Annotated in this window: 18 protein-coding genes; 10 read left to right on the top strand and 8 right to left on the bottom strand. The window is 40.5% G+C overall.

Annotated elements, in window-relative coordinates; translation table 11 throughout:
• Positions 1-67 precede the first annotated feature (67 nt).
• Complete coding sequence (locus OA91_RS07390; protein WP_063337432.1) at positions 68-1663, bottom strand: isocitrate lyase; 1596 nt, start codon at positions 1661-1663, stop codon at positions 68-70.
• 576 nt (positions 1664-2239) lie between these two features.
• Between OA91_RS07390 and OA91_RS07385 the strand changes: the two genes are divergently transcribed.
• On the top strand, positions 2240-4408 hold the full coding sequence (locus OA91_RS07385; RefSeq protein ID WP_063337431.1) for a malate synthase G: 2169 nt from the start codon (positions 2240-2242) through the stop codon (positions 4406-4408).
• Positions 4409-4786: 378 nt separating this feature from the next.
• On the opposite strand, the gene OA91_RS07380 is transcribed toward OA91_RS07385, so the two are convergent.
• Positions 4787-5074 carry a hypothetical protein gene (locus OA91_RS07380; protein WP_052702058.1) on the bottom strand — a complete coding sequence of 96 codons (288 nt, stop codon included), beginning with the start codon at positions 5072-5074 and terminating at the stop codon, positions 4787-4789.
• A gap of 161 nt (positions 5075-5235) precedes the next feature.
• Here OA91_RS07380 and OA91_RS07375 point away from each other — a divergent pair, with 161 nt between their 5' ends.
• From OA91_RS07375 to OA91_RS07365, 3 genes are all read left to right on the top strand, one after another.
• Entirely contained in the window at positions 5236-5589 is a 354-nt protein-coding gene (locus OA91_RS07375; protein WP_046016905.1) for a GFA family protein, read from the top strand.
• A gap of 173 nt (positions 5590-5762) precedes the next feature.
• Positions 5763-6629 (top strand): substrate-binding periplasmic protein, encoded by an 867-nt coding sequence (locus OA91_RS07370; protein ID WP_063337430.1) that lies wholly within the window; start codon positions 5763-5765, stop codon positions 6627-6629.
• An 89-nt stretch (positions 6630-6718) separates the two neighbouring features.
• A complete protein-coding gene (locus OA91_RS07365) occupies positions 6719-7504 on the top strand; it encodes a transporter substrate-binding domain-containing protein (protein ID WP_063337429.1) in 786 nt (261 codons plus the stop codon).
• Here the strand turns inward: OA91_RS07365 and OA91_RS07360 are convergent.
• Positions 7501-8199: an ArsR/SmtB family transcription factor gene (locus OA91_RS07360; protein WP_231870334.1), complete on the bottom strand. Its 699-nt coding sequence runs from the start codon at positions 8197-8199 to the stop codon at positions 7501-7503. The two genes, OA91_RS07365 and OA91_RS07360, sit on opposite strands and share 4 nt — an antisense overlap.
• Before the next feature lie 203 nt (positions 8200-8402).
• Between OA91_RS07360 and OA91_RS07355 the strand changes: the two genes are divergently transcribed.
• Both OA91_RS07355 and OA91_RS07350 read left to right on the top strand, forming a co-directional pair.
• Positions 8403-8753, top strand: a complete 351-nt coding sequence (locus OA91_RS07355) for an NIPSNAP family protein (RefSeq protein WP_063337428.1) — start codon at positions 8403-8405, stop codon at positions 8751-8753.
• A complete protein-coding gene (locus OA91_RS07350) occupies positions 8750-9118 on the top strand; it encodes an antibiotic biosynthesis monooxygenase family protein (RefSeq protein WP_063337427.1) in 369 nt (122 codons plus the stop codon). The genes OA91_RS07355 and OA91_RS07350 overlap by 4 nt, the downstream gene beginning before the upstream one ends.
• Positions 9119-9192: 74 nt before the next feature.
• Here the strand turns inward: OA91_RS07350 and OA91_RS07345 are convergent, their stop codons facing one another.
• Complete coding sequence (locus OA91_RS07345) at positions 9193-10116, bottom strand: MaoC/PaaZ C-terminal domain-containing protein (protein ID WP_063337426.1); 924 nt, start codon at positions 10114-10116, stop codon at positions 9193-9195.
• 239 nt (positions 10117-10355) lie between these two features.
• The gene (locus OA91_RS07340) at positions 10356-10667 is read right to left on the bottom strand and encodes a hypothetical protein (RefSeq protein ID WP_046016911.1); all 312 of its coding nucleotides are present in this window, start codon (positions 10665-10667) and stop codon (positions 10356-10358) included.
• A 430-nt stretch (positions 10668-11097) separates the two neighbouring features.
• Between OA91_RS07340 and deoC the strand changes: the two genes are divergently transcribed.
• The 3 genes from deoC (at position 11098) to ahpC (ending at position 14022) form a co-directional block, all read left to right on the top strand.
• On the top strand, positions 11098-11868 hold the full coding sequence (gene deoC, locus OA91_RS07335) for a deoxyribose-phosphate aldolase (protein WP_046016912.1): 771 nt from the start codon (positions 11098-11100) through the stop codon (positions 11866-11868).
• 24 nt (positions 11869-11892) lie between these two features.
• On the top strand, positions 11893-13236 hold the full coding sequence (deoA, locus tag OA91_RS07330; RefSeq protein WP_063337424.1) for a thymidine phosphorylase: 1344 nt from the start codon (positions 11893-11895) through the stop codon (positions 13234-13236).
• 228 nt (positions 13237-13464) lie between these two features.
• Positions 13465-14022, top strand: coding sequence for an alkyl hydroperoxide reductase subunit C (gene ahpC / locus OA91_RS07325; RefSeq protein WP_343251975.1), 558 nt, complete (start codon positions 13465-13467; stop codon positions 14020-14022).
• Between the two features lie 78 nt (positions 14023-14100).
• Here ahpC and OA91_RS07320 read toward each other — a convergent pair whose 3' ends face one another.
• Genes OA91_RS07320 through OA91_RS07310 form a run of 3 tightly spaced genes read right to left on the bottom strand, consistent with a single transcriptional unit; the run spans position 14101 to position 15303 of the window.
• Positions 14101-14724 (bottom strand): hypothetical protein, encoded by a 624-nt coding sequence (locus OA91_RS07320; RefSeq protein ID WP_157203791.1) that lies wholly within the window; start codon positions 14722-14724, stop codon positions 14101-14103.
• A 47-nt stretch (positions 14725-14771) separates the two neighbouring features.
• Entirely contained in the window at positions 14772-15098 is a 327-nt protein-coding gene (locus tag OA91_RS07315; protein WP_063337422.1) for a type II toxin-antitoxin system RelE/ParE family toxin, read from the bottom strand.
• The gene (locus OA91_RS07310; RefSeq protein ID WP_063337421.1) at positions 15073-15303 is read right to left on the bottom strand and encodes a TA system antitoxin ParD family protein; all 231 of its coding nucleotides are present in this window, start codon (positions 15301-15303) and stop codon (positions 15073-15075) included. Before OA91_RS07310 ends, OA91_RS07315 begins: the two co-directional genes overlap by 26 nt.
• A gap of 315 nt (positions 15304-15618) precedes the next feature.
• Between OA91_RS07310 and ahpF the strand changes: the two genes are divergently transcribed.
• Positions 15619-17217 carry an alkyl hydroperoxide reductase subunit F gene (gene ahpF / locus OA91_RS07305; RefSeq protein WP_063337420.1) on the top strand — a complete coding sequence of 533 codons (1599 nt, stop codon included), beginning with the start codon at positions 15619-15621 and terminating at the stop codon, positions 17215-17217.
• Positions 17218-17237: the final 20 nt, after the last annotated feature.

Raw genomic sequence — 17237 nt, 5'->3', positions numbered from 1 at the left:
TTCAGGGTTTTGGTAACTCTCTTTTTCGAGCCTATGTCAATCAGCTCTAATGCGGGGAGGCAGAGAATTAACCAAATTGGTTCATGGTGTTGTCTTTACCAGACGCTTTTAGCGCGGCATCACCAGAGAAGTACTCTTTGTGATCATCACCCATGTTAGAGCCAGCCATTGCTTGGTGTTTCACACAAGCGATACCTTGGCGGATTTCTTGGCGTTGAACACCTTTCACATAACCTAGCATGCCTTGCTCACCGAAGTACTCTTTCGCAAGATTGTCAGTAGACAATGCTGCTGTGTGGTAAGTTGGCAATGTAATTAGGTGGTGGAAGATGCCTGCTTCTCGTGCTGCATCAGCTTGGAAAGTACGGATACGCTCGTCTGCTTCTGCTGCTAGATCTGTTTCATCGTATTCAACAGACATTAGGTTGTTACGATCATAAGCTGATACGTCTTTACCCGCTTCAGTCCAAGCATCAAATGTTTGCTGACGGAAGTTTAACGTCCAGTTGAAAGATGGAGAGTTGTTGTAAACAAGCTTCGCATTTGGCACCACTTCACGAATACGGTTAACCATGCCAGCAATCTGCTGTACGTGTGGTTTCTCTGTTTCGATCCAAAGTAGATCAGCACCGTTTTGTAGAGAAGTAATGCAGTCCAGTACTACGCGATCTTCACCAGAACCTTTCTTGAACTGGAACAAGTTACTAGGAAGACGCTTAGGACGAACCAGTTTGCCTTTTTGGTTAAGTAGTACATCACCATTTTTCATATTGCTTGCATCAACTTCTTCCACATCTAGGAAGTTGTTGTATTGATCACCTAGATCACCTTCAGCAGCGGTTACAGCGATCTGCTTAGTTAGGCCAGCACCCAAAGAGTCAGTACGTGCAACGATGACACCGTCTTCAATGCCTAGTTCTAGGAAAGCGTAACGAACCGCACGGATTTTCGCTAAGAAGTCTTCATGTGGCACAGTTACTTTACCGTCTTGGTGACCACATTGTTTTTCGTCAGATACTTGGTTTTCGATCTGGATACAGCAAGCACCCGCTTCGATCATTTGTTTTGCTAGTAGGTAAGTCGCTTCTTCGTTACCAAAACCTGCATCGATATCGGCAATGATAGGCACGATATGAGTTTGGTAGTTCTCGATTTCAGCTTGTACTTTATCTTCAGCAGCATTGTCACCAGCATCACGAGCCGCATCTAAGTTACGGAATAATTCACCTAGTTCACGAGCGTCTGCTTGACGTAGGAAGGTGTATAGCTCTTCGATCAAACCAGATACAGAGGTCTTCTCGTGCATAGATTGGTCAGGAAGTGGACCAAACTCAGAGCGAAGAGCAGCAACCATCCAGCCTGAAAGGTAAAGGTAACGGCGATCTGTGCTATTAAAATGTTTTTTAATAGAGATCATTTTTTGCTGGCCGATAAAACCGTGCCAGCAACCTAGAGACTGAGTGTACTGTGAAGAGTCAGCATCGTAACGCTCCATATCTGCACGCATAATTTTTGCAGTATAACGGGCAATGTCTAGGCCAGTTTTAAATTGGTTTTGAGCACGCATACGAGCGGCAAACTCAGGGTTAATTGCATTCCATGGCGCACCTTGAGATGCGATAAGGCTAGCGGTAGTGTCGATATCGTTTTTATAGTTTGACATGTTTCTTCCTCACTGGTGACAGTTGCACTACTTAGTTAGCACTGTTTATTAAATTTTTGTTTTTTTGATGAAGCTTATTAAGGACTCAGTTTCTTTCTAAGCTTTGCATCTGGTCATTAACATTTGCTTGCGTTAGCGCTTGCTTGACCATGTGAAACAGCATAGAGAATTTAACCTGAATTAGTCTAATCTATATTGTGCATTACTATCATTTAGAATATGAATGTGCTTTTTCAATGAAATGGGGTCATATTTATAGACAGCTATATTTATTGAAAAGCCTGCTTAATCGGCGCTGTATGTAGCTTTAGTACAAGTTTTTGTTGTTTTTACTGGCTTGATAGCAATTTGTGAAAATAAATTACAATTTTGCCTAGTGAAAAAAGCAAATATAGTTAGTCAGTGATAATTGAAATGATCATTTTTTGTATGAATGATCTTATTATTTGTATGAATGTGAGGAATAAGTGTTAACAGCTCGTAACATATGTTTCACAAAATGAAATTCTGATACAATCAACTCATGCTAAATGAGCAAACTAGTAAGACTAAAAGTTAAAGATTAGGAAGGGGTTTATGACTGCAAGAATTCAAGAAGGTGGCTTACAAATTGCCGAAAACCTTTGGCAACTAGTGAATGATAAAATCGTACCTGGAACAGGTATTGAAACGAAGCAATTTTGGGCTAGCTTCGAAGCCATTCTGACTGATCTGGCACCAAAAAACAAAGATCTGTTAGCGAAGCGTGAAAGCTTACAAGCACAAATTGATGCTTGGCATAAAGAGCGTGCGGGTCAAGCGCATGACGCAGTCGCATATAAAGCCTTTTTACAAGAAATCGGTTACCTACTTCCTGAAGGTCCTGATTTTAAAATCACAACAGCCAATGTTGATGTTGAGATTGCAGAGCAAGCTGGCCCTCAGCTAGTCGTACCTGTTAAGAATGCACGTTTTGCACTTAATGCTGCAAACGGTCGTTGGGGCAGTTTATATGATGCTCTTTATGGTACAGATGCGATTTCTGATGAAGGTGGCGCTGAAAAAGGTAAAGGTTATAACCCAGCTCGTGGCAACAAGGTCATTGCTTTTGCTCGTAATCACCTAAACAATGCTGCGCCTTTATTAAATGGTTCTCATGTTGGTACTCAAGCTTATGTTGTCGAAAATGGCCAATTAGTTGTTACTTTAGCTGATGGCACAACAACGGGTTTGGCTCAGCCAGAAAAATTTGTTGGTTACCGTGGCGAAGCAAGTGCACCTAGTGCAATCTTGCTTAAAAACAATGCCTTGCATATTGAGATCTTGATTGATGCTAATGGCGTAGTTGGTAAAACTGATAGCGCTGGCATTCAAGATCTAATCGTAGAAGCAGCAATCACAACCATTATGGACTGTGAAGACTCTGTTGCAGCGGTAGATGCAGAAGATAAAGTTGAAGTTTATTCAAACTGGTTAGGCCTAATGAAGGGCACTTTGGAAGAGTCATTTGAAAAAAATGGCAAAACCGTAACCCGTACGTTAAACCCTGATCGTGTTTACACCGGTGCTGATGGTGCTGAACTTGTACTTCACGGCCGTAGTATGCTGTTTGTTCGTAATGTTGGCCATTTAATGACTAACCCTGCGATCCTTGATAAAGACGGTAATGAAGTGCCAGAAGGTATCATGGATGCCATGGTGACTGTGCTTGCCGCTATGCATGATGTAAACAAAACCAATACGCTAACGAATAGCCGTGCTGGTAGTGTGAACATTGTTAAACCAAAAATGCATGGTCCTGAAGAAGTGGCTTTCGCTGTTGAGCTATTTGGCCGTGTTGAAGATGCACTTGGTCTTGCTCGCAATACGCTGAAAGTTGGCATCATGGACGAAGAGCGTCGTACTACTGTTAACTTAAAAGAATGTATTCGTGCCGCTTCTGAACGTGTTGTATTCATCAACACAGGTTTCCTTGATCGTACTGGTGATGAAATTCATACCTCTATGCATGCTGGTGCTTTTGTGCCTAAATCTGCCATGAAGCAACAAGCTTGGATTCAAGCTTACGAAGATTGGAACGTTGATGTCGGTATCGAATGCGGCCTTCCAGGTAAATCACAAATCGGTAAAGGTATGTGGGCTATGCCAGATGAAATGGCTGCCATGCTAGAGCAAAAAATTGGTCACCCTAAATCTGGTGCTAACACAGCTTGGGTTCCTTCGCCAAACGGTGCGACTTTGCACAGTACTCACTACCATCAAGTCAGTGTTTTTGAACGCCAAGAAGCACTTTCAAGCCGTGGTCGAGCTAGCCTAGATGATATTCTAAGCATCCCGCTAATGGCTGATGCGAGTGAACTGACTGCTGAGCAGATCCAATTTGAAATCGACAACAATGCTCAGGGTATCCTAGGTTATGTTGTTCGTTGGATTGATGCAGGTGTTGGTTGTTCTAAAGTGCCAGACATTCATAATGTTGGCCTAATGGAAGACAGAGCGACCTTGCGTATCTCATCTCAACATCTTGCTAACTGGTTAGCACACGGCGTGTGCTCACAAGAGCAGGTTATGGAATCTATGAAGCGTATGGCGGCTATTGTTGATGGACAAAATGCTGGCGATAGCGAATATGTAAACATGGCACCTAACTTTGATGGCATTGCTTTCAAAGCGGCTTGTGATCTTGTTTTCAAAGGTGAAGTTCAGCCTTCAGGTTATACTGAGCCTCTTTTACATGCATACCGCATTGAGAAGAAAGCCGTATAGTTTTGGATTGAGCTTTAGTCTTGTATAAGCACTAAGGCTCTTTTGCTTTCAGACTTTGTTATAAAGCTACTCGCTTGGTCGTTTATTCTTATAAACTCACGCACTGCATTTTTTGAACGTCTGGAATATGAGTAAGAGAGCCTTAGTGTTGGTATAAGCACTAAGGCTCTTTTGCTTTCAGGCGTTGTTATAAAGCTACTCGCTTGGTCGTTTATGCCTATAAACTCCCGCGCTGCGTACTTTATGCCTCGCCTGAAAACAAAATCCCGCTAAGTGCTAGGTCGCAATGGGTTTGCGATTAGGTACTAGTGATTAACAAAGCCGATGAGGTTATAGTCTCATCGGCTTTTTTGTATTTGTTGAAAACGGAATAAGGCACTAAAACTTATTCCAGTTCGCCTGTAGCCACTTCATGGCTTCAATCTGAGTTTTTTGCTCTTTTGGCAGCTCTGCATGAATCACCTCTGCCACTTTGACCAGTGACTTTTTAAGCTTTAGGCGCTTAGCGCTGGCGAAGCGGGTGATAAGGTAATGTACTTCGGCGGCTTCTTGTTTATTAAAAGGGGTTTTATCTGGCGTGCCAGAGACTCTTGCGTCATCGCTTGGGATGGCTGTCATTTGATAAGTTATATGCTTTGGTAGGTCTGTGACTTTAAAGGGTTTCAAATGCTTTCTCTAGGCTTGTTAGTTGGTTTAGATCGTTAAAAGCTTACTCTTTTTTTAGGTTTTTGAAGCTTGCTTCTCTTAACCGCAAGAGTTTACGCTATTTAGCCTGAATTTGTTTAATGCTTTTATCCATAAATAATTAGCTAAGGTCGAGGTTTTATATGCAGTATTCTGGTCAGTGTCATTGCGGCAGTGTGAAATTCGCTTTCGATGTCCCTCAAATTACTGAGGGGCTAACCTGCAATTGCTCTTTGTGTGTTAAGAAGGGCGCTATTATGAGTGCTTTTGTTGTGAGTGAAGCTGAGTTGCAAAGAGACATTCAACAAGGGGCTTTATCAACTTATACCTTTGGCACTGAAGTGGCTAAACATCATTTTTGTAATCAGTGCGGTATTTACCCTTTTCACCAAACTTTGCGTAAACCAGGCTTTTATCGTGTAAACCTGAATTGTGTTGATGACTTAGATTTAAAGCAACTGAGTTTGTCTGAATTCGATGGTGCTAATTTATTATAACAGAGCCCGCATGAATGCTGCGCACGACATAATATCAAGGCCACTATAAGTTCTTGTTGGTGGTCTTTCTTCTCATAAAGTGAAAACGTCAAAATTGCATGAATATTGACCAATCGTTTATATTTTTATTGTTTAAAATATAAGCAAAAAGAGATTCGTCTCTAGGTGGTTTTGTGCGTAATTGTTTTTTGGCGTTATCCCTGTTTTTGTGTTTTTTTAGCTCTTCTCTTGTTAGCTCACCTTTGATCGACACTTCAAAAACTAATGGCTCTTCTTTAGCTAATGGCTATTCCTTAGCTAATGGCACTTCCCTAGAAAGTAAGAAAGTTGTGACTCTCTGGAGTTATTATGATTACCCGCCTTTTGTCATCAGTATGTCGGATAAAAAGGGCCTGAGTTACGACTTTGTCGAACTACTTAACCTTTTCTCAAATGATGAGTCCTATCAATATGAGCTGGAAGTTGTACCTAGAAAACGGCTCGATTCTTATCTCAATAATGGTTTTCAAGGGGCTGTTTTGTGGGTTAATCCTGTCTTCTTCGCTGATACACAAAGGCAAAAATATCGTTGGACAGAGCGCTTATTAGAAGACGAGCAAAGTTTTATTTCCAAAAGTAAAAGCCCTTTTATTTTTGATGGTCCGAGCTCTCTAATGAAACCGGGCTTTGTTTTAGGAGGTATTCGTGGCCATTTATATGGTGGCATACAAGAGGAAATTGACGCGGGTAAGATTATTCGCAGTGACGTGAGCTATGTTAAACAAAATATCGGCATGCTTTTAAAAAACAGAGTGGATAGTTTTTTAATTCCCTTAACTACCATGAAGTACTATGAAAAAGAAATGAAGCTAACCCATAAGGTTTATTATTCGCCGACCCCCCTTAACTCTTATACAAGGCACATTTTAGTGAATCATAATTCGAGTGTGTTTCAGGCTTTAGATAAGGTGGTCAAGCAACTTGATCAGGACGATTATTGGTTAGCTCTGTTAGATCAATATGGTCTTGATGCACCTCTTGGTAAAAAGACGGATTATTAGAGCGACCAGCAAGCGTGGGTTTTATCATCTATTATTGGTTGAGTGGGTTTAATTTAAAGCTTACTTTTCCCAATGTTCAGGAGCTTCTTGTGCTGAAAACACTATTCATTCCTCTTATTATTTTATCTGGTTTGATCTTTAGTTCTGGGCTTAAAAGTAAAGAAGTAGTGACTTTATGGAGTTATTACGATTACCCTCCCTTTGTGATTAGCAAGTCAGATAGAAAGGGTTTAAACTACGACTTTGTTGAGATGCTAAACCTATTCGAAACAGATAGTCCCTATCAATATGAGCTGAAAATAGTACCAAGAAAACGATTGGACTCTTATCTTAAAGAGGGTGTTAAGGGGGCTGTGCTCTGGGTTAACCCTGTCTTTTTTGCGGATATAAAACGGGAAAAATACGATTGGACTCCTAGGGTGCTTGAAGACGAGCAAGCCTTTGTGTCTAGAGCGAGAACCCCTTTTATTTATAGCGGCCCCGAATCTCTGATGCAGCAAGGCTTTGTGTTAGGCGGGATTCGAGGTCATTTATATGGCGGCATTCAGAAAGAAATAGATGCAGGAAAAATAGCACGTAAAGATGTGACAACGGCTAGGCAAAATATTGGCATGTTATTGAAGGACAGAGTCAGTAGTTTTTTGATTCCTTTGTCGACGATGAAGTATTACGAAAAAGAAATGAAACTTAGCCATAAAATTTATTATTCGCCTAATCCTCTTAAAACCTACACTCGCCATATCTTAGTGAATCATGATGAAAATGTGGTTAATGCTTTATCTCGTATAGTAAATAGCCTGCCTAAAGATGAATATTGGAAGACCTTGTTAGATCAATATGGGTTGAGTTTGCCTAGAGGGAAAACAACCTACTAATTTATCTCTAAACCATAGCGTTGGTTTAGGATTTTAAGGCCTGATTGGCTAAAAGAAATGGCCCTTGAGTCTAAGTCTCGGCTTGCCCATTTATTAGATAGCGCATCTTCTAAAATCCATTTCCCAAGAGAACCTGCAAGGTGGCTTCTGCGTTCACTCCAATCGAGACAAGGTTTGCAGAGTGGCCGTTTACTGGATTCGAACTCAGCTAAATTAAAACCAAAGGAGGCAAAAGCAAGCTTGCCTGACTCAGTTAAGTTAACTTGTAAATTATCTTCAGCGAGCCATCCTTTTCTTAATAAAGCATCATAAACCTTTACCGCTATTTCGCCTGCTAAATGATCGTAACAAATACGTGAATGCCGTAAGCGTTCATCATTTGGCCCAGTGTTAATGTCTTGGCTGCTTACTTGGGTTGCTGATAGCTGGGCATTTAAGTTAAGCATGCCTTCTAGTACTTCTGCCACCTGATAGTTCTTTAGTTGGAAGTACTTATGTCGACCCTGTTTTCTCACTTGGATGAGTTGTCCCTCCACAAGTTTGTTTAAGTGAGTACTGGCCGTTTGAGCACTGATATCAGCATAAGTGGCAAGCTCTGTCGCAGTTAATGCCTTGCCACCTAAAAGCGCATTTAGCATGAGTGCACGGCTTGAATCTCCCATTAAAGCGGCGACTTGCGCGATATTGAATTCCACAGTGTTCTCCCTTAAACCTAATAAGCAAGTGTCTCTTTTGTATTTTCGCATACATCTTAGGTTTGTATGCAGACTCATTGGCAATATAGGCTTTTCTTGAATACATGCTTCGAGCCACATCGAAGTATGCTTTAACTGACTTAAGTAGACTTCTGCTCATCATCAAAAACAATTTGATTTAATCAAACCCTAAGGAGCAGGAAATGACAGTAAGCTGTTTTATCGAATACAAGATTAACCCTTTTAAGCTGGCTCAATTCACTCGATATGCTAATAGCTGGGGGCAGATTATTCCCCGTTGTGGCGGCGAGTTGGTGGGTTACTTTCTTCCCCATGAAGGCACTAATTATCAAGCGTTTGGTATTATTAGTTTTGATAGCTTGGCAAGCTATGAAGCCTATCGGATAAGGCTTAAGCAGGATGCTCAGGCAATAGAAAACTTTGAATTTGCCAAAGAAGAACAATTTATCTTGCAAGAGACGCGTCGCTTTTTAACCTCAGTAGAGTCGACTTACTGGTGTAAGGCAAAAACTTTTAATAAGGAGTCAATATGATAGCTGTTATGTTTGAAGTAGAGCTTAAACCTGATGAAGTAGATACCTATTTTGAGTTAGCTCATTTATTAAAGGCAAGCCTAATTAAGATGCCGGGTTTTATTTCTATTGAGCGCTTTCAAAGTTTGTCTGAGCCTCAAGCCTCTCTATCTCAAGCTTCTAAAGCTCAGCCTCCTAAGCCAGCTAAGGTACTCTCGTTATCCTTCTGGCAGGATGAAGCGGCGGTCGCAAATTGGCGTAAGCATACAGAGCATAATCAGGCTCAGGGTTTAGGGCGTGAGAAAGTCTTTGATGATTATCGTATTCGAGTTGCCCATGTTGTCAGGGATTATGGTTTGCATAGAAGAGATGAGGCGCCTAAATAGCTTTAGATTAAATATTGAAAAGGCCTTTTATTGTAAAAGGCCTTTATTTAAGGAAATTTTTAATTGCAGGTTTTTTAATTAAGCACTTGTAAATGAGCACAAATACTTGGCTTAGGGTTCTTCCCACAATAAATATCAAAGCCTTGTTCTAGGCCATTATCATCAGAAATAGCGAGTTTTACACTGGCGGTTTCTTCTAAAAATAATGGACCTTTAAAGACAGTGTCTAGGGCAAGTTGAGTATGACCGTGGGTAATTTCGTCAATGCCATTGCTTGCTAATGCTTGTGCTAAAACGCCAAAGCCGTGAGCGATATCGCGTTTTAAACCAAAGAGTTTTGCAAGGGTTTTAGAAATGTGAATAGGGTTATAGTCCCCTGAAATCTTAGCGTAAACTTTACCGCGATTTTTAGGAATCAGCCAGTTGGCACCAGAGTGTGTGTCTTCTAAAGTATTTAGCTCAAAGTTGTTTAATTCTGTGTTTGAGTCTGGTTCAGCGGTTTTGTTAGCGGGTGGAAATTTTCCTTTCTTAAAGTAGGTGCTGATTTCAGACCAAACCACCTGATTATTGACAGAGACAAAGGTGCTGAAGTCGAACTCTAAGCCTTTCTCTGTGATGCGCCATTCTCCTAACTCGCTATCAATTCTGATTACTTCGTTAATTTTAATGGGGCGAATTTGTCTGATTTTATTCTTTAAATGCACCGCCCCTAATAATCCAATAGGGAAGTCTTTGTGAGTTAGCATGTGCATATGCATGCCACCTGCGAGTACATGAGGATAAAGCAAGGGAAGGTGTTTCCCTTCTTTTAGACCTAAGGTTTGGCAATAAGCCTTGTGTGCTTGAGTATCTATCTTGATGTGTGGCCAACTGGTTTTGATAGCAGGAATACCTATTTCAGGTTTAAAGCCTTTTCTAGGTAAGCATAATGCCTTAATTAAAGGGCTGGCTAAACTGGGTTTTTTATCAAAGTTGAGGGAAACGGAAGAGATATGCATATCCTTGATCAAGTTGGCTTATTTTTGATTAGGATAATCTTTTTATGGGTTTAGTTTAAGGTAAATACATGGATAACACATATGCATGGAATGAAGAGGTAACAGTGTATTAGAGGTTAAAGTTGAAGAAGAACTTAGGCATAAAAAAGCCAGCTAAAGGGTTTTAGCTGGCTGCAAGTAAGATAGAAAACTGTCTTGCTACTATGTTCAATAATAAAAAACTACTCAAGGGGTAAGGGTTACTCTGCGACTTCCTCGGCTTCTGCCTCTTCAGCACTTTCTTCATCTACTTCAGCTTCTGGCTCTGGTTCTGGCGGGTTTAATTTTGCATCCAGTGCGGGTAGAACATCATTATCAAGGAAGATTTCGATATCTTTCATAATGATTTCCTTCACTGCTGAAAGCTCGACTTTGTCTTCACCTTCAAGGGTGCCGTAAGACAATATTGAGACAAGCTCTTCGATAATGTTAGATAGGTTGTCACCTACAGTATCTTTTAATTTAGGTAGGATAATTCCCAGTTGGATTTTAAAAGCGATATCATCAGACATAATGTTTATTCCTATTAACTTGTTGATATTAAATACAATTTAAGTTTCTTTCTGACAGGTTTTAAAAGTCTTAATTCCTGCTAAGTGTTTTCAGTTAACCATGTGATTTTGGGCTTTTCAAACAAACTTATCGAAAAATCTTTAATCTCCACACAAACTACCCATTTGAGTGAATAAGGCCGCAAAATTTGCAGTTTTCGTGAATTTTAGCAGCATGATTGTGCAGATAGTGTGAATAGGAAAACTCAGCGTCTCACTTAAGTTTAAGCAAAGTGCAGAAAATTAGATCTTGATCAATAAAAAGACAATTGCCTCTGTTTAGATAAGATTAATTGTTTTTATCTTTAATTAATTTGTTAATCTTGTACGAATGGTCAGGTTTGTCTAGTATGGATGACTTGGCTTTTTTTATTATGGGAAGGAAATAACTATGTCTGCATTAAAGCAAGCCGCACTGACTTCACTGACGTTAATGGATTTAACCAGTTTAAATGACTCTGATAACAATCAAACCATCATTGATTTGTGTCATCAGGCAAACACGCCAGTTGGCCATACTGCCGCTATTTGTATTTACCCACAATTTATTATTCTCGCTAAAAAAACCTTGGCAGAACTTGGCTTGTCACACATCAAGGTAGCAACAGTGACTAACTTCCCTATGGGGGCAGCGGATGTTGCGTTAGCCGTTAAACAAACTCAACAAGCGATTAAGTTAGGTGCAGATGAAGTTGATGTTGTTTTTCCTTATCGCGCTCTGATTCAAGGTGATGAATCGATCGGATATGAGTTAGTCAAAGCCTGTAAAGAGGCTTGTTCAGACCAAGTAACACTAAAAGTCATTATTGAATCTGGTGAGCTTAAGAGCCCAGAACTCATCCGTAAAGCCAGTGAAATTTCAATTGATGCCGGTGCTGATTTTATTAAAACCAGCACGGGTAAAGTTGCTGTTAATGCCACGTTAGATGCAGCCAAAACCATGCTTGATGTGATTAAAGAGAAGAATCTTCAGGTTGGTTTTAAAGCGGCTGGTGGTGTTAAAACAGCGCAAGATGCCGCAGCTTATTTGAGTTTAGCCCAAGATATTTTAGGTAAAGACTGGATTCAAGCATCAAGCTTTCGCTTTGGTGCTTCCAGTTTGTTAGGAAACCTATTGAGTCAATTGGATGTTGAGCATGAATTAACTGAAGGCGCCTATTAAATAATAACAATATAAGGAGTATCCATGAGCGGGATTGAACAGAATAAAAACGTCCATTTTTTACCTCAAGAAGTCATTCGTAAAAAGCGTGATGGTCTGGCTTTAAGCCAAGCTGAAGTTGCCTACTTTGTTGATGCAATTGCGAATGAGTCTATCAGCGAAGGGCAGGTTGCCGCTTTTGCAATGGCAACTTACTTTCAAGGAATGAGTATAGAGGAGCGCATTGCCTTAACCTGTGCAATGCGTGATTCGGGAGATGTACTAAATTGGCAAGATCTTGCTCTGGATGGCCCTATTTTAGATAAGCACAGCACGGGTGGCGTGGGGGACTTAGTTTCTCTTGTGCTAGGGCCCATTATTGCGGCTTGCGGTGGTTATGTGCCCATGATATCTGGCCGAGGCTTGGGACACACAGGTGGTACCCTAGACAAATTAGATGCTATTCCTGGTTATCAAACTCAGGTTTCTAATCAAGTATTTCGAGACGGTGTTAAGGAAATTGGGTTGGCCATCATAGGTCAATCTGCCAATTTAGCACCGGCAGATAAGCGTCTTTATGCCACCCGAGATATTACGGCAACGGTTGAATCACTCGACCTAGTAACGGCTTCCATCCTATCTAAAAAATTAGCCTGTGGTTTAGATGCCCTTGTCATGGATGTGAAAACGGGTAGTGGTGCTGTTATGAAAGACCTTGAAAGCTCGATTGAATTAGCAAAGAGTATTTCGGCTGTTGCTAATGGTGCAGGTGTTAAAACCAGCTGCTTGATCACTGACATGTCCCAAGTATTGGCAACAAGTGCAGGTAATGCGCTTGAAATCGCAGAAACTATTGCCTTTCTAACAGGAGAAAAAAGAGCTGGGCGTTTGGCAGAAGTGATTTATGCCTTGGCCGATGAAATGCTGCTTATTTCAGGTCTAGCAAGCTCTAAAGAAGAGGCGGCTAAAAAACGTATGGCAGCTTTAGATTCAGGTGCCGCTGCACAAAAGTTCGCGCAGATGGTTGCCTTCCTTGGTGGGCCAGCTGATATTTTAGAGCAACCAGATAAATACTTGCCTAAAGCTGAGGTTGTGAAGCCTGTATTTATGCCCGAGTCTGGCTATCTCTCAAGTATGGATACCAGAGCAATTGGCATGGCTGTTGTGGATTTAGGTGGTGGCAGAAAGCGAGCAAGTGACGTTTTAGATTATAGTGTAGGCTTAAATCAAATTGCTCAACTAGGGCAAAAACTAGACTCTAAAACCCCAGTATGCTTTGTTCATTCTAATAATGAGGAAGATTTTAAGCGAGCAGAAAATCGTATTCTGAATGCCATCTTATTAAGTGATACAAAACCAGACCTTAGCCCTATGCTGTATGCATTTTAATTATTAGAGAAGCAAAATAGGCCAATAGGAATTTCTTATTGGCCTGATTTAGACTATCAATTTCTTATTTTCAATAATATTTATTAATCTATTCCTTGTCGAAACACAACGCCAATTAAGGCGATCGAAACAGATACCGCAAGCGTCTTTTAAAGCTAGCTTGTTATGAAATCAACAAAAACTGAATAGAAACGATAATTATTTTTGGAGCAAGAAATGACAACATCTTTGATCAATACACAAATTAAACCTTTCAATGCATCCGCTTTTAAAGCAGGTGATTTCATCGAAGTATCTGATAAAGACCTAGAAGGTAAGTGGTCAGTTTTCTTCTTCTACCCAGCTGACTTCACTTTTGTCTGCCCAACAGAGCTAGGTGACATTGCTGATAACTATGCTGAGTTTGAAAAGCGTGGTGTAGAGGTTTACTCAGTATCGACTGATACTCACTTCACTCACAAAGCTTGGCACGATTCTTCCGATACTATCGGTAAAATTCAATACACCATGATTGGCGATCCAACAGGTGCGATCACTCGTAACTTCCAAGTAATGCGTGAAGAGCAAGGTCTCGCTGACCGTGGTACTTTCTTGGTAGATCCAAATGGCATCATCCAATCAATGGAAATTACCGCAGAAGGTATTGGTCGTGACGCACAAGATCTACTTCGTAAAGTAAAAGCCGCTCAATACGTAGCAGCTCACCCAGGTGAAGTTTGCCCTGCGAAATGGAAAGAAGGTGAAGAAACACTAGCGCCATCTTTGGATCTAGTTGGTAAAATCTAAGACTAGTATCTAATAAATTAAAGCCCGCCTAGGAAACTAGGCGGGCTTTAATCGTGTGGAAGTAAATAATGTTTAATTTTATATTGAGTGCTCAATTTTTAAGTGAATAACGTCGAAGATACTTTTTGCAATGTCTGAAAGGTGTACCGCTTCAAATCCAGGTGAATATTGGCGCTGATCGTTCATAGAAGTTGATAACTCTGACTTTGACAATATTAGGCCTGTTCGCTTTAAGCGGATTATTCTTGCTTTAATCATATTTAAGCTTAAACCTGTTTCTGTCATGAAGAAATCAAGTTGATTAGATGCTAGTTTATAGTCACAACTATCAATACTTTTGTTAGGTTTATATTCTTTCAAACAATTTAAGAGAGAAATTTCTTCATAAGAAAGCTCAGATAAAATCGTAATACTTTCAATGTAAATATCGGTTTCTGAGAAGATTTTTTTTGAGTTGACTCCATGAGTAAACAGGCTAATCAATGCGTTGGCTTTTTGCTCCGAAGTGCATTTAAAAATTGCAGCTTCTAAAGCTAGGTAACTTGCGATGAAATTGTCATTTTTAGCATCTGTATCACTAAGTTTTATTTCACCACTTTCTATTTTCTTGATTAACTTTTCTCTTCTATTTTCTTTATAGATATCAATTACTTTTTGTAGTCCAAACCTGACTAAGTTTGTTGTAGTTCCTTCAACCATCATTTATCCCTATTTAGGTTTTGATTTCTTATAAAATGGAGTGTTTTAGTTTAAGGTTTCAACAGCTTGATATCTCTTTTGCGTTGACCTTTCATTTTTTGATAAAAATTCTCGTGAGGGCCAAATTGCAGTAGGTAGATTTCAATTTTTTCCTCTATCCATGAATAGCCTAAAAGTGCGAGTTGATTATCCATTTTGAATTTATGGACTCTAAGGTGAGAAAGGTCACCTTTCTTTCTTTCGCCGATATTCGGAGCTCTTATAATTCTGTCGATTTCATCTTCAACAATGCATAGATGAGCATCAGATAACTTGCTCAATGCTTTAGCAAATCGTCGAGACTCATAAACATTAATCTCGTTTTGTTCTTCTGACATAAGGCTGTTTTAATCCTTGTTTAACTTCTTCGCCTGCTAATAGAGATTCGTGAACAAATTCATAAGATAAGTCAGGGTTGTCTATCATAATTTGCCCTATTTTAGCCCAATATTCGATCTGCTTAGGAAGAGAGCGACTCTCAGCTTCAGCATGCACTCTAGCTTCGGCAACAAAATTGTCGTCTAGTCTTACGCTCGTGGCCATATCTTTGTCTCATCTGAAATAGTAACTAAAAACATTTTGCGACAAATTGTCGCTTTACGCAATCTTTAGTTTTATTAAGGCGGGTTTTCATTTATTTGGTAACTAAGGCCTGAAAATAAGAGATGTTTGTTTAATAAGCTAATCTCCTCAAATAGCATTTTCCTATTGATGGTATTTAATCTATTAATTTCATTGTTTTGATTGTTTTTATTAATCTAACTGCATGACTTAAGTGTATCTCTTTGTTGAGCGAACTTAATAGAGAATCACTTTGAAACAAACAAATTATGTAACAGAAGATAAGAGGAAATAAGCATGTTGGATCAATCAATTAAAACTCAGTTATCAGCTTACTTAACAAAAATCATTCGCCCGGTGAGCATTCGTGTCAATCTAGATAACTCAGATAAATCGACAGAACTGGTTGAGCTAGCGAGAGAAATTGCAGGAATGTCTGACCAGATTAGTTTGCTTGAAACGCAACTAGACACAGAACGTGCTCCTTTAATGTCAATTCAACCTGCCAATGAAGAAGCGGCAAGGGTTGCTTTTGCGGGCATTCCAATGGGTCATGAGTTTACCTCTTTAGTATTGGCCTTGTTGCAAGCGGGTGGACACCCAGCAAAAGAAGAACAAGCGATTCTAGATCAGATTCTTTTACTAGAAGGTGAGATTAAACTGGAAACTTATATTTCTCTCTCTTGCCAGAATTGTCCTGAAGTGGTTCAAGCGCTTAACTTGATGTCTGTGCTAAATCCAAATATTAGCCACACCATGATAGATGGTGCCTTGTTCCCGAAAGAGGTGGAAGAACGCAACATTTTAGCGGTACCAGCTGTCTTCGCTAACGGTGAATTATTCGGTCAAGGACGTATGACCTTGGCAGAAATCGTGAACAAATTAGACACAGGAGCAGAGAAGAAACAAGCAGAGGCACTATCGAAAAAAGAAGCTTATGAAGTGCTTGTTGTGGGTGGTGGTCCAGCGGGTTCTGCTGCAGCCATTTATGCTGCTCGTAAAGGGATTCGTACCGGCGTGGTGGCAGAGCGTTTTGGCGGACAAGTCAGTGATACCATGGCGATAGAGAACTTTATTTCGGTGAAAGCAACCGACGGCCCTAAGCTTGTCGCAAACCTTGAGCAGCACGTTTTAGATTACGATGTTGATCTGGTTAAAACCCAAAGAGCGGCCAATATAGTGAGTGCTCAAGAGAGTAATTCTGGTTTAGTTGAAGTGACGTTAGAAAGTGGCGCTGTGCTAAAAAGCCGATCAGTTATCTTAGCGACAGGGGCGCGTTGGCGTGAAATGAACGTGCCAGGAGAAGCCGAATACAAGGGGAAAGGCGTAGCTTACTGCCCACACTGTGATGGGCCATTATTCAAAGGCAAAAAAGTGGCTGTCATTGGTGGCGGTAACTCTGGAATAGAAGCCGCGATTGACCTTGCAGGTATTGTAGAGCACGTGACTGTGCTGGAATTCTCTGATGTGTTGCGTGCCGATGAAGTCTTGTTACAAAAAGCACGCTCTTTAAGCAATGTGACCATCATCAAAAATGCAGCAACAACTGAGGTGCTAGGTGATGGTGCAAGAGTCAATGGCCTAACTTACACAGACAGGCTAACAGGCGACTCTCACAAAGTAGCGCTTGCAGGTATCTTTGTTCAGATAGGCTTGTTGCCTAATACTGATTTCTTAAAAGGTCGTGTTGATTTATCTGATCGAGGTGAGATCGAAATAGATGCGAGAGGCCAGACGTCTATGCCAGGTGTCTTTGCTGCTGGGGATGTGACAACCACACCTTATAAGCAAATCATTATCGCCATGGGCGCCGGTGCTACCGCAGCATTAGGGGCTTTTGATCACTTAATTAGAACATCGGTACCTGTGACTGAGGCTGAAGAAGCCGTGGCTTAAAAGGCGTTATAAAGAACAAA

This window comes from Marinomonas sp. SBI8L, from assembly GCF_001624705.1.
Classification (GTDB): domain Bacteria; phylum Pseudomonadota; class Gammaproteobacteria; order Pseudomonadales; family Marinomonadaceae; genus Marinomonas.
The sequence above is the reverse complement of the archived record's forward strand: the minus strand, read 5'-3'. Positions and strand labels throughout refer to the sequence as shown.

What these genes read in the sequence shown, in the direction of transcription:
- OA91_RS07350 (WP_063337427.1), top strand. Translation starts at nt 8,750, where the DNA reads ATGATAGCTGTTATGTTTGAAGTAGAGCTTAAACCTGATGAAGTAGAT.
- ahpF (WP_063337420.1), top strand. Translation starts at nt 15,619, where the DNA reads ATGTTGGATCAATCAATTAAAACTCAGTTATCAGCTTACTTAACAAAA.
- OA91_RS07315 (WP_063337422.1), bottom strand. Translation starts at nt 15,098, where the DNA reads ATGTCAGAAGAACAAAACGAGATTAATGTTTATGAGTCTCGACGATTT.
- OA91_RS07355 (WP_063337428.1), top strand. Translation starts at nt 8,403, where the DNA reads ATGACAGTAAGCTGTTTTATCGAATACAAGATTAACCCTTTTAAGCTG.
- OA91_RS07340 (WP_046016911.1), bottom strand. Translation starts at nt 10,667, where the DNA reads ATGTCTGATGATATCGCTTTTAAAATCCAACTGGGAATTATCCTACCT.
- OA91_RS07345 (WP_063337426.1), bottom strand. Translation starts at nt 10,116, where the DNA reads ATGCATATCTCTTCCGTTTCCCTCAACTTTGATAAAAAACCCAGTTTA.
- OA91_RS07310 (WP_063337421.1), bottom strand. Translation starts at nt 15,303, where the DNA reads ATGGCCACGAGCGTAAGACTAGACGACAATTTTGTTGCCGAAGCTAGA.
- OA91_RS07390 (WP_063337432.1), bottom strand. Translation starts at nt 1,663, where the DNA reads ATGTCAAACTATAAAAACGATATCGACACTACCGCTAGCCTTATCGCA.
- deoA (WP_063337424.1), top strand. Translation starts at nt 11,893, where the DNA reads ATGAGCGGGATTGAACAGAATAAAAACGTCCATTTTTTACCTCAAGAA.
- OA91_RS07320 (WP_157203791.1), bottom strand. Translation starts at nt 14,724, where the DNA reads ATGATGGTTGAAGGAACTACAACAAACTTAGTCAGGTTTGGACTACAA.
- OA91_RS07385 (WP_063337431.1), top strand. Translation starts at nt 2,240, where the DNA reads ATGACTGCAAGAATTCAAGAAGGTGGCTTACAAATTGCCGAAAACCTT.
- deoC (WP_046016912.1), top strand. Translation starts at nt 11,098, where the DNA reads ATGTCTGCATTAAAGCAAGCCGCACTGACTTCACTGACGTTAATGGAT.
- OA91_RS07375 (WP_046016905.1), top strand. Translation starts at nt 5,236, where the DNA reads ATGCAGTATTCTGGTCAGTGTCATTGCGGCAGTGTGAAATTCGCTTTC.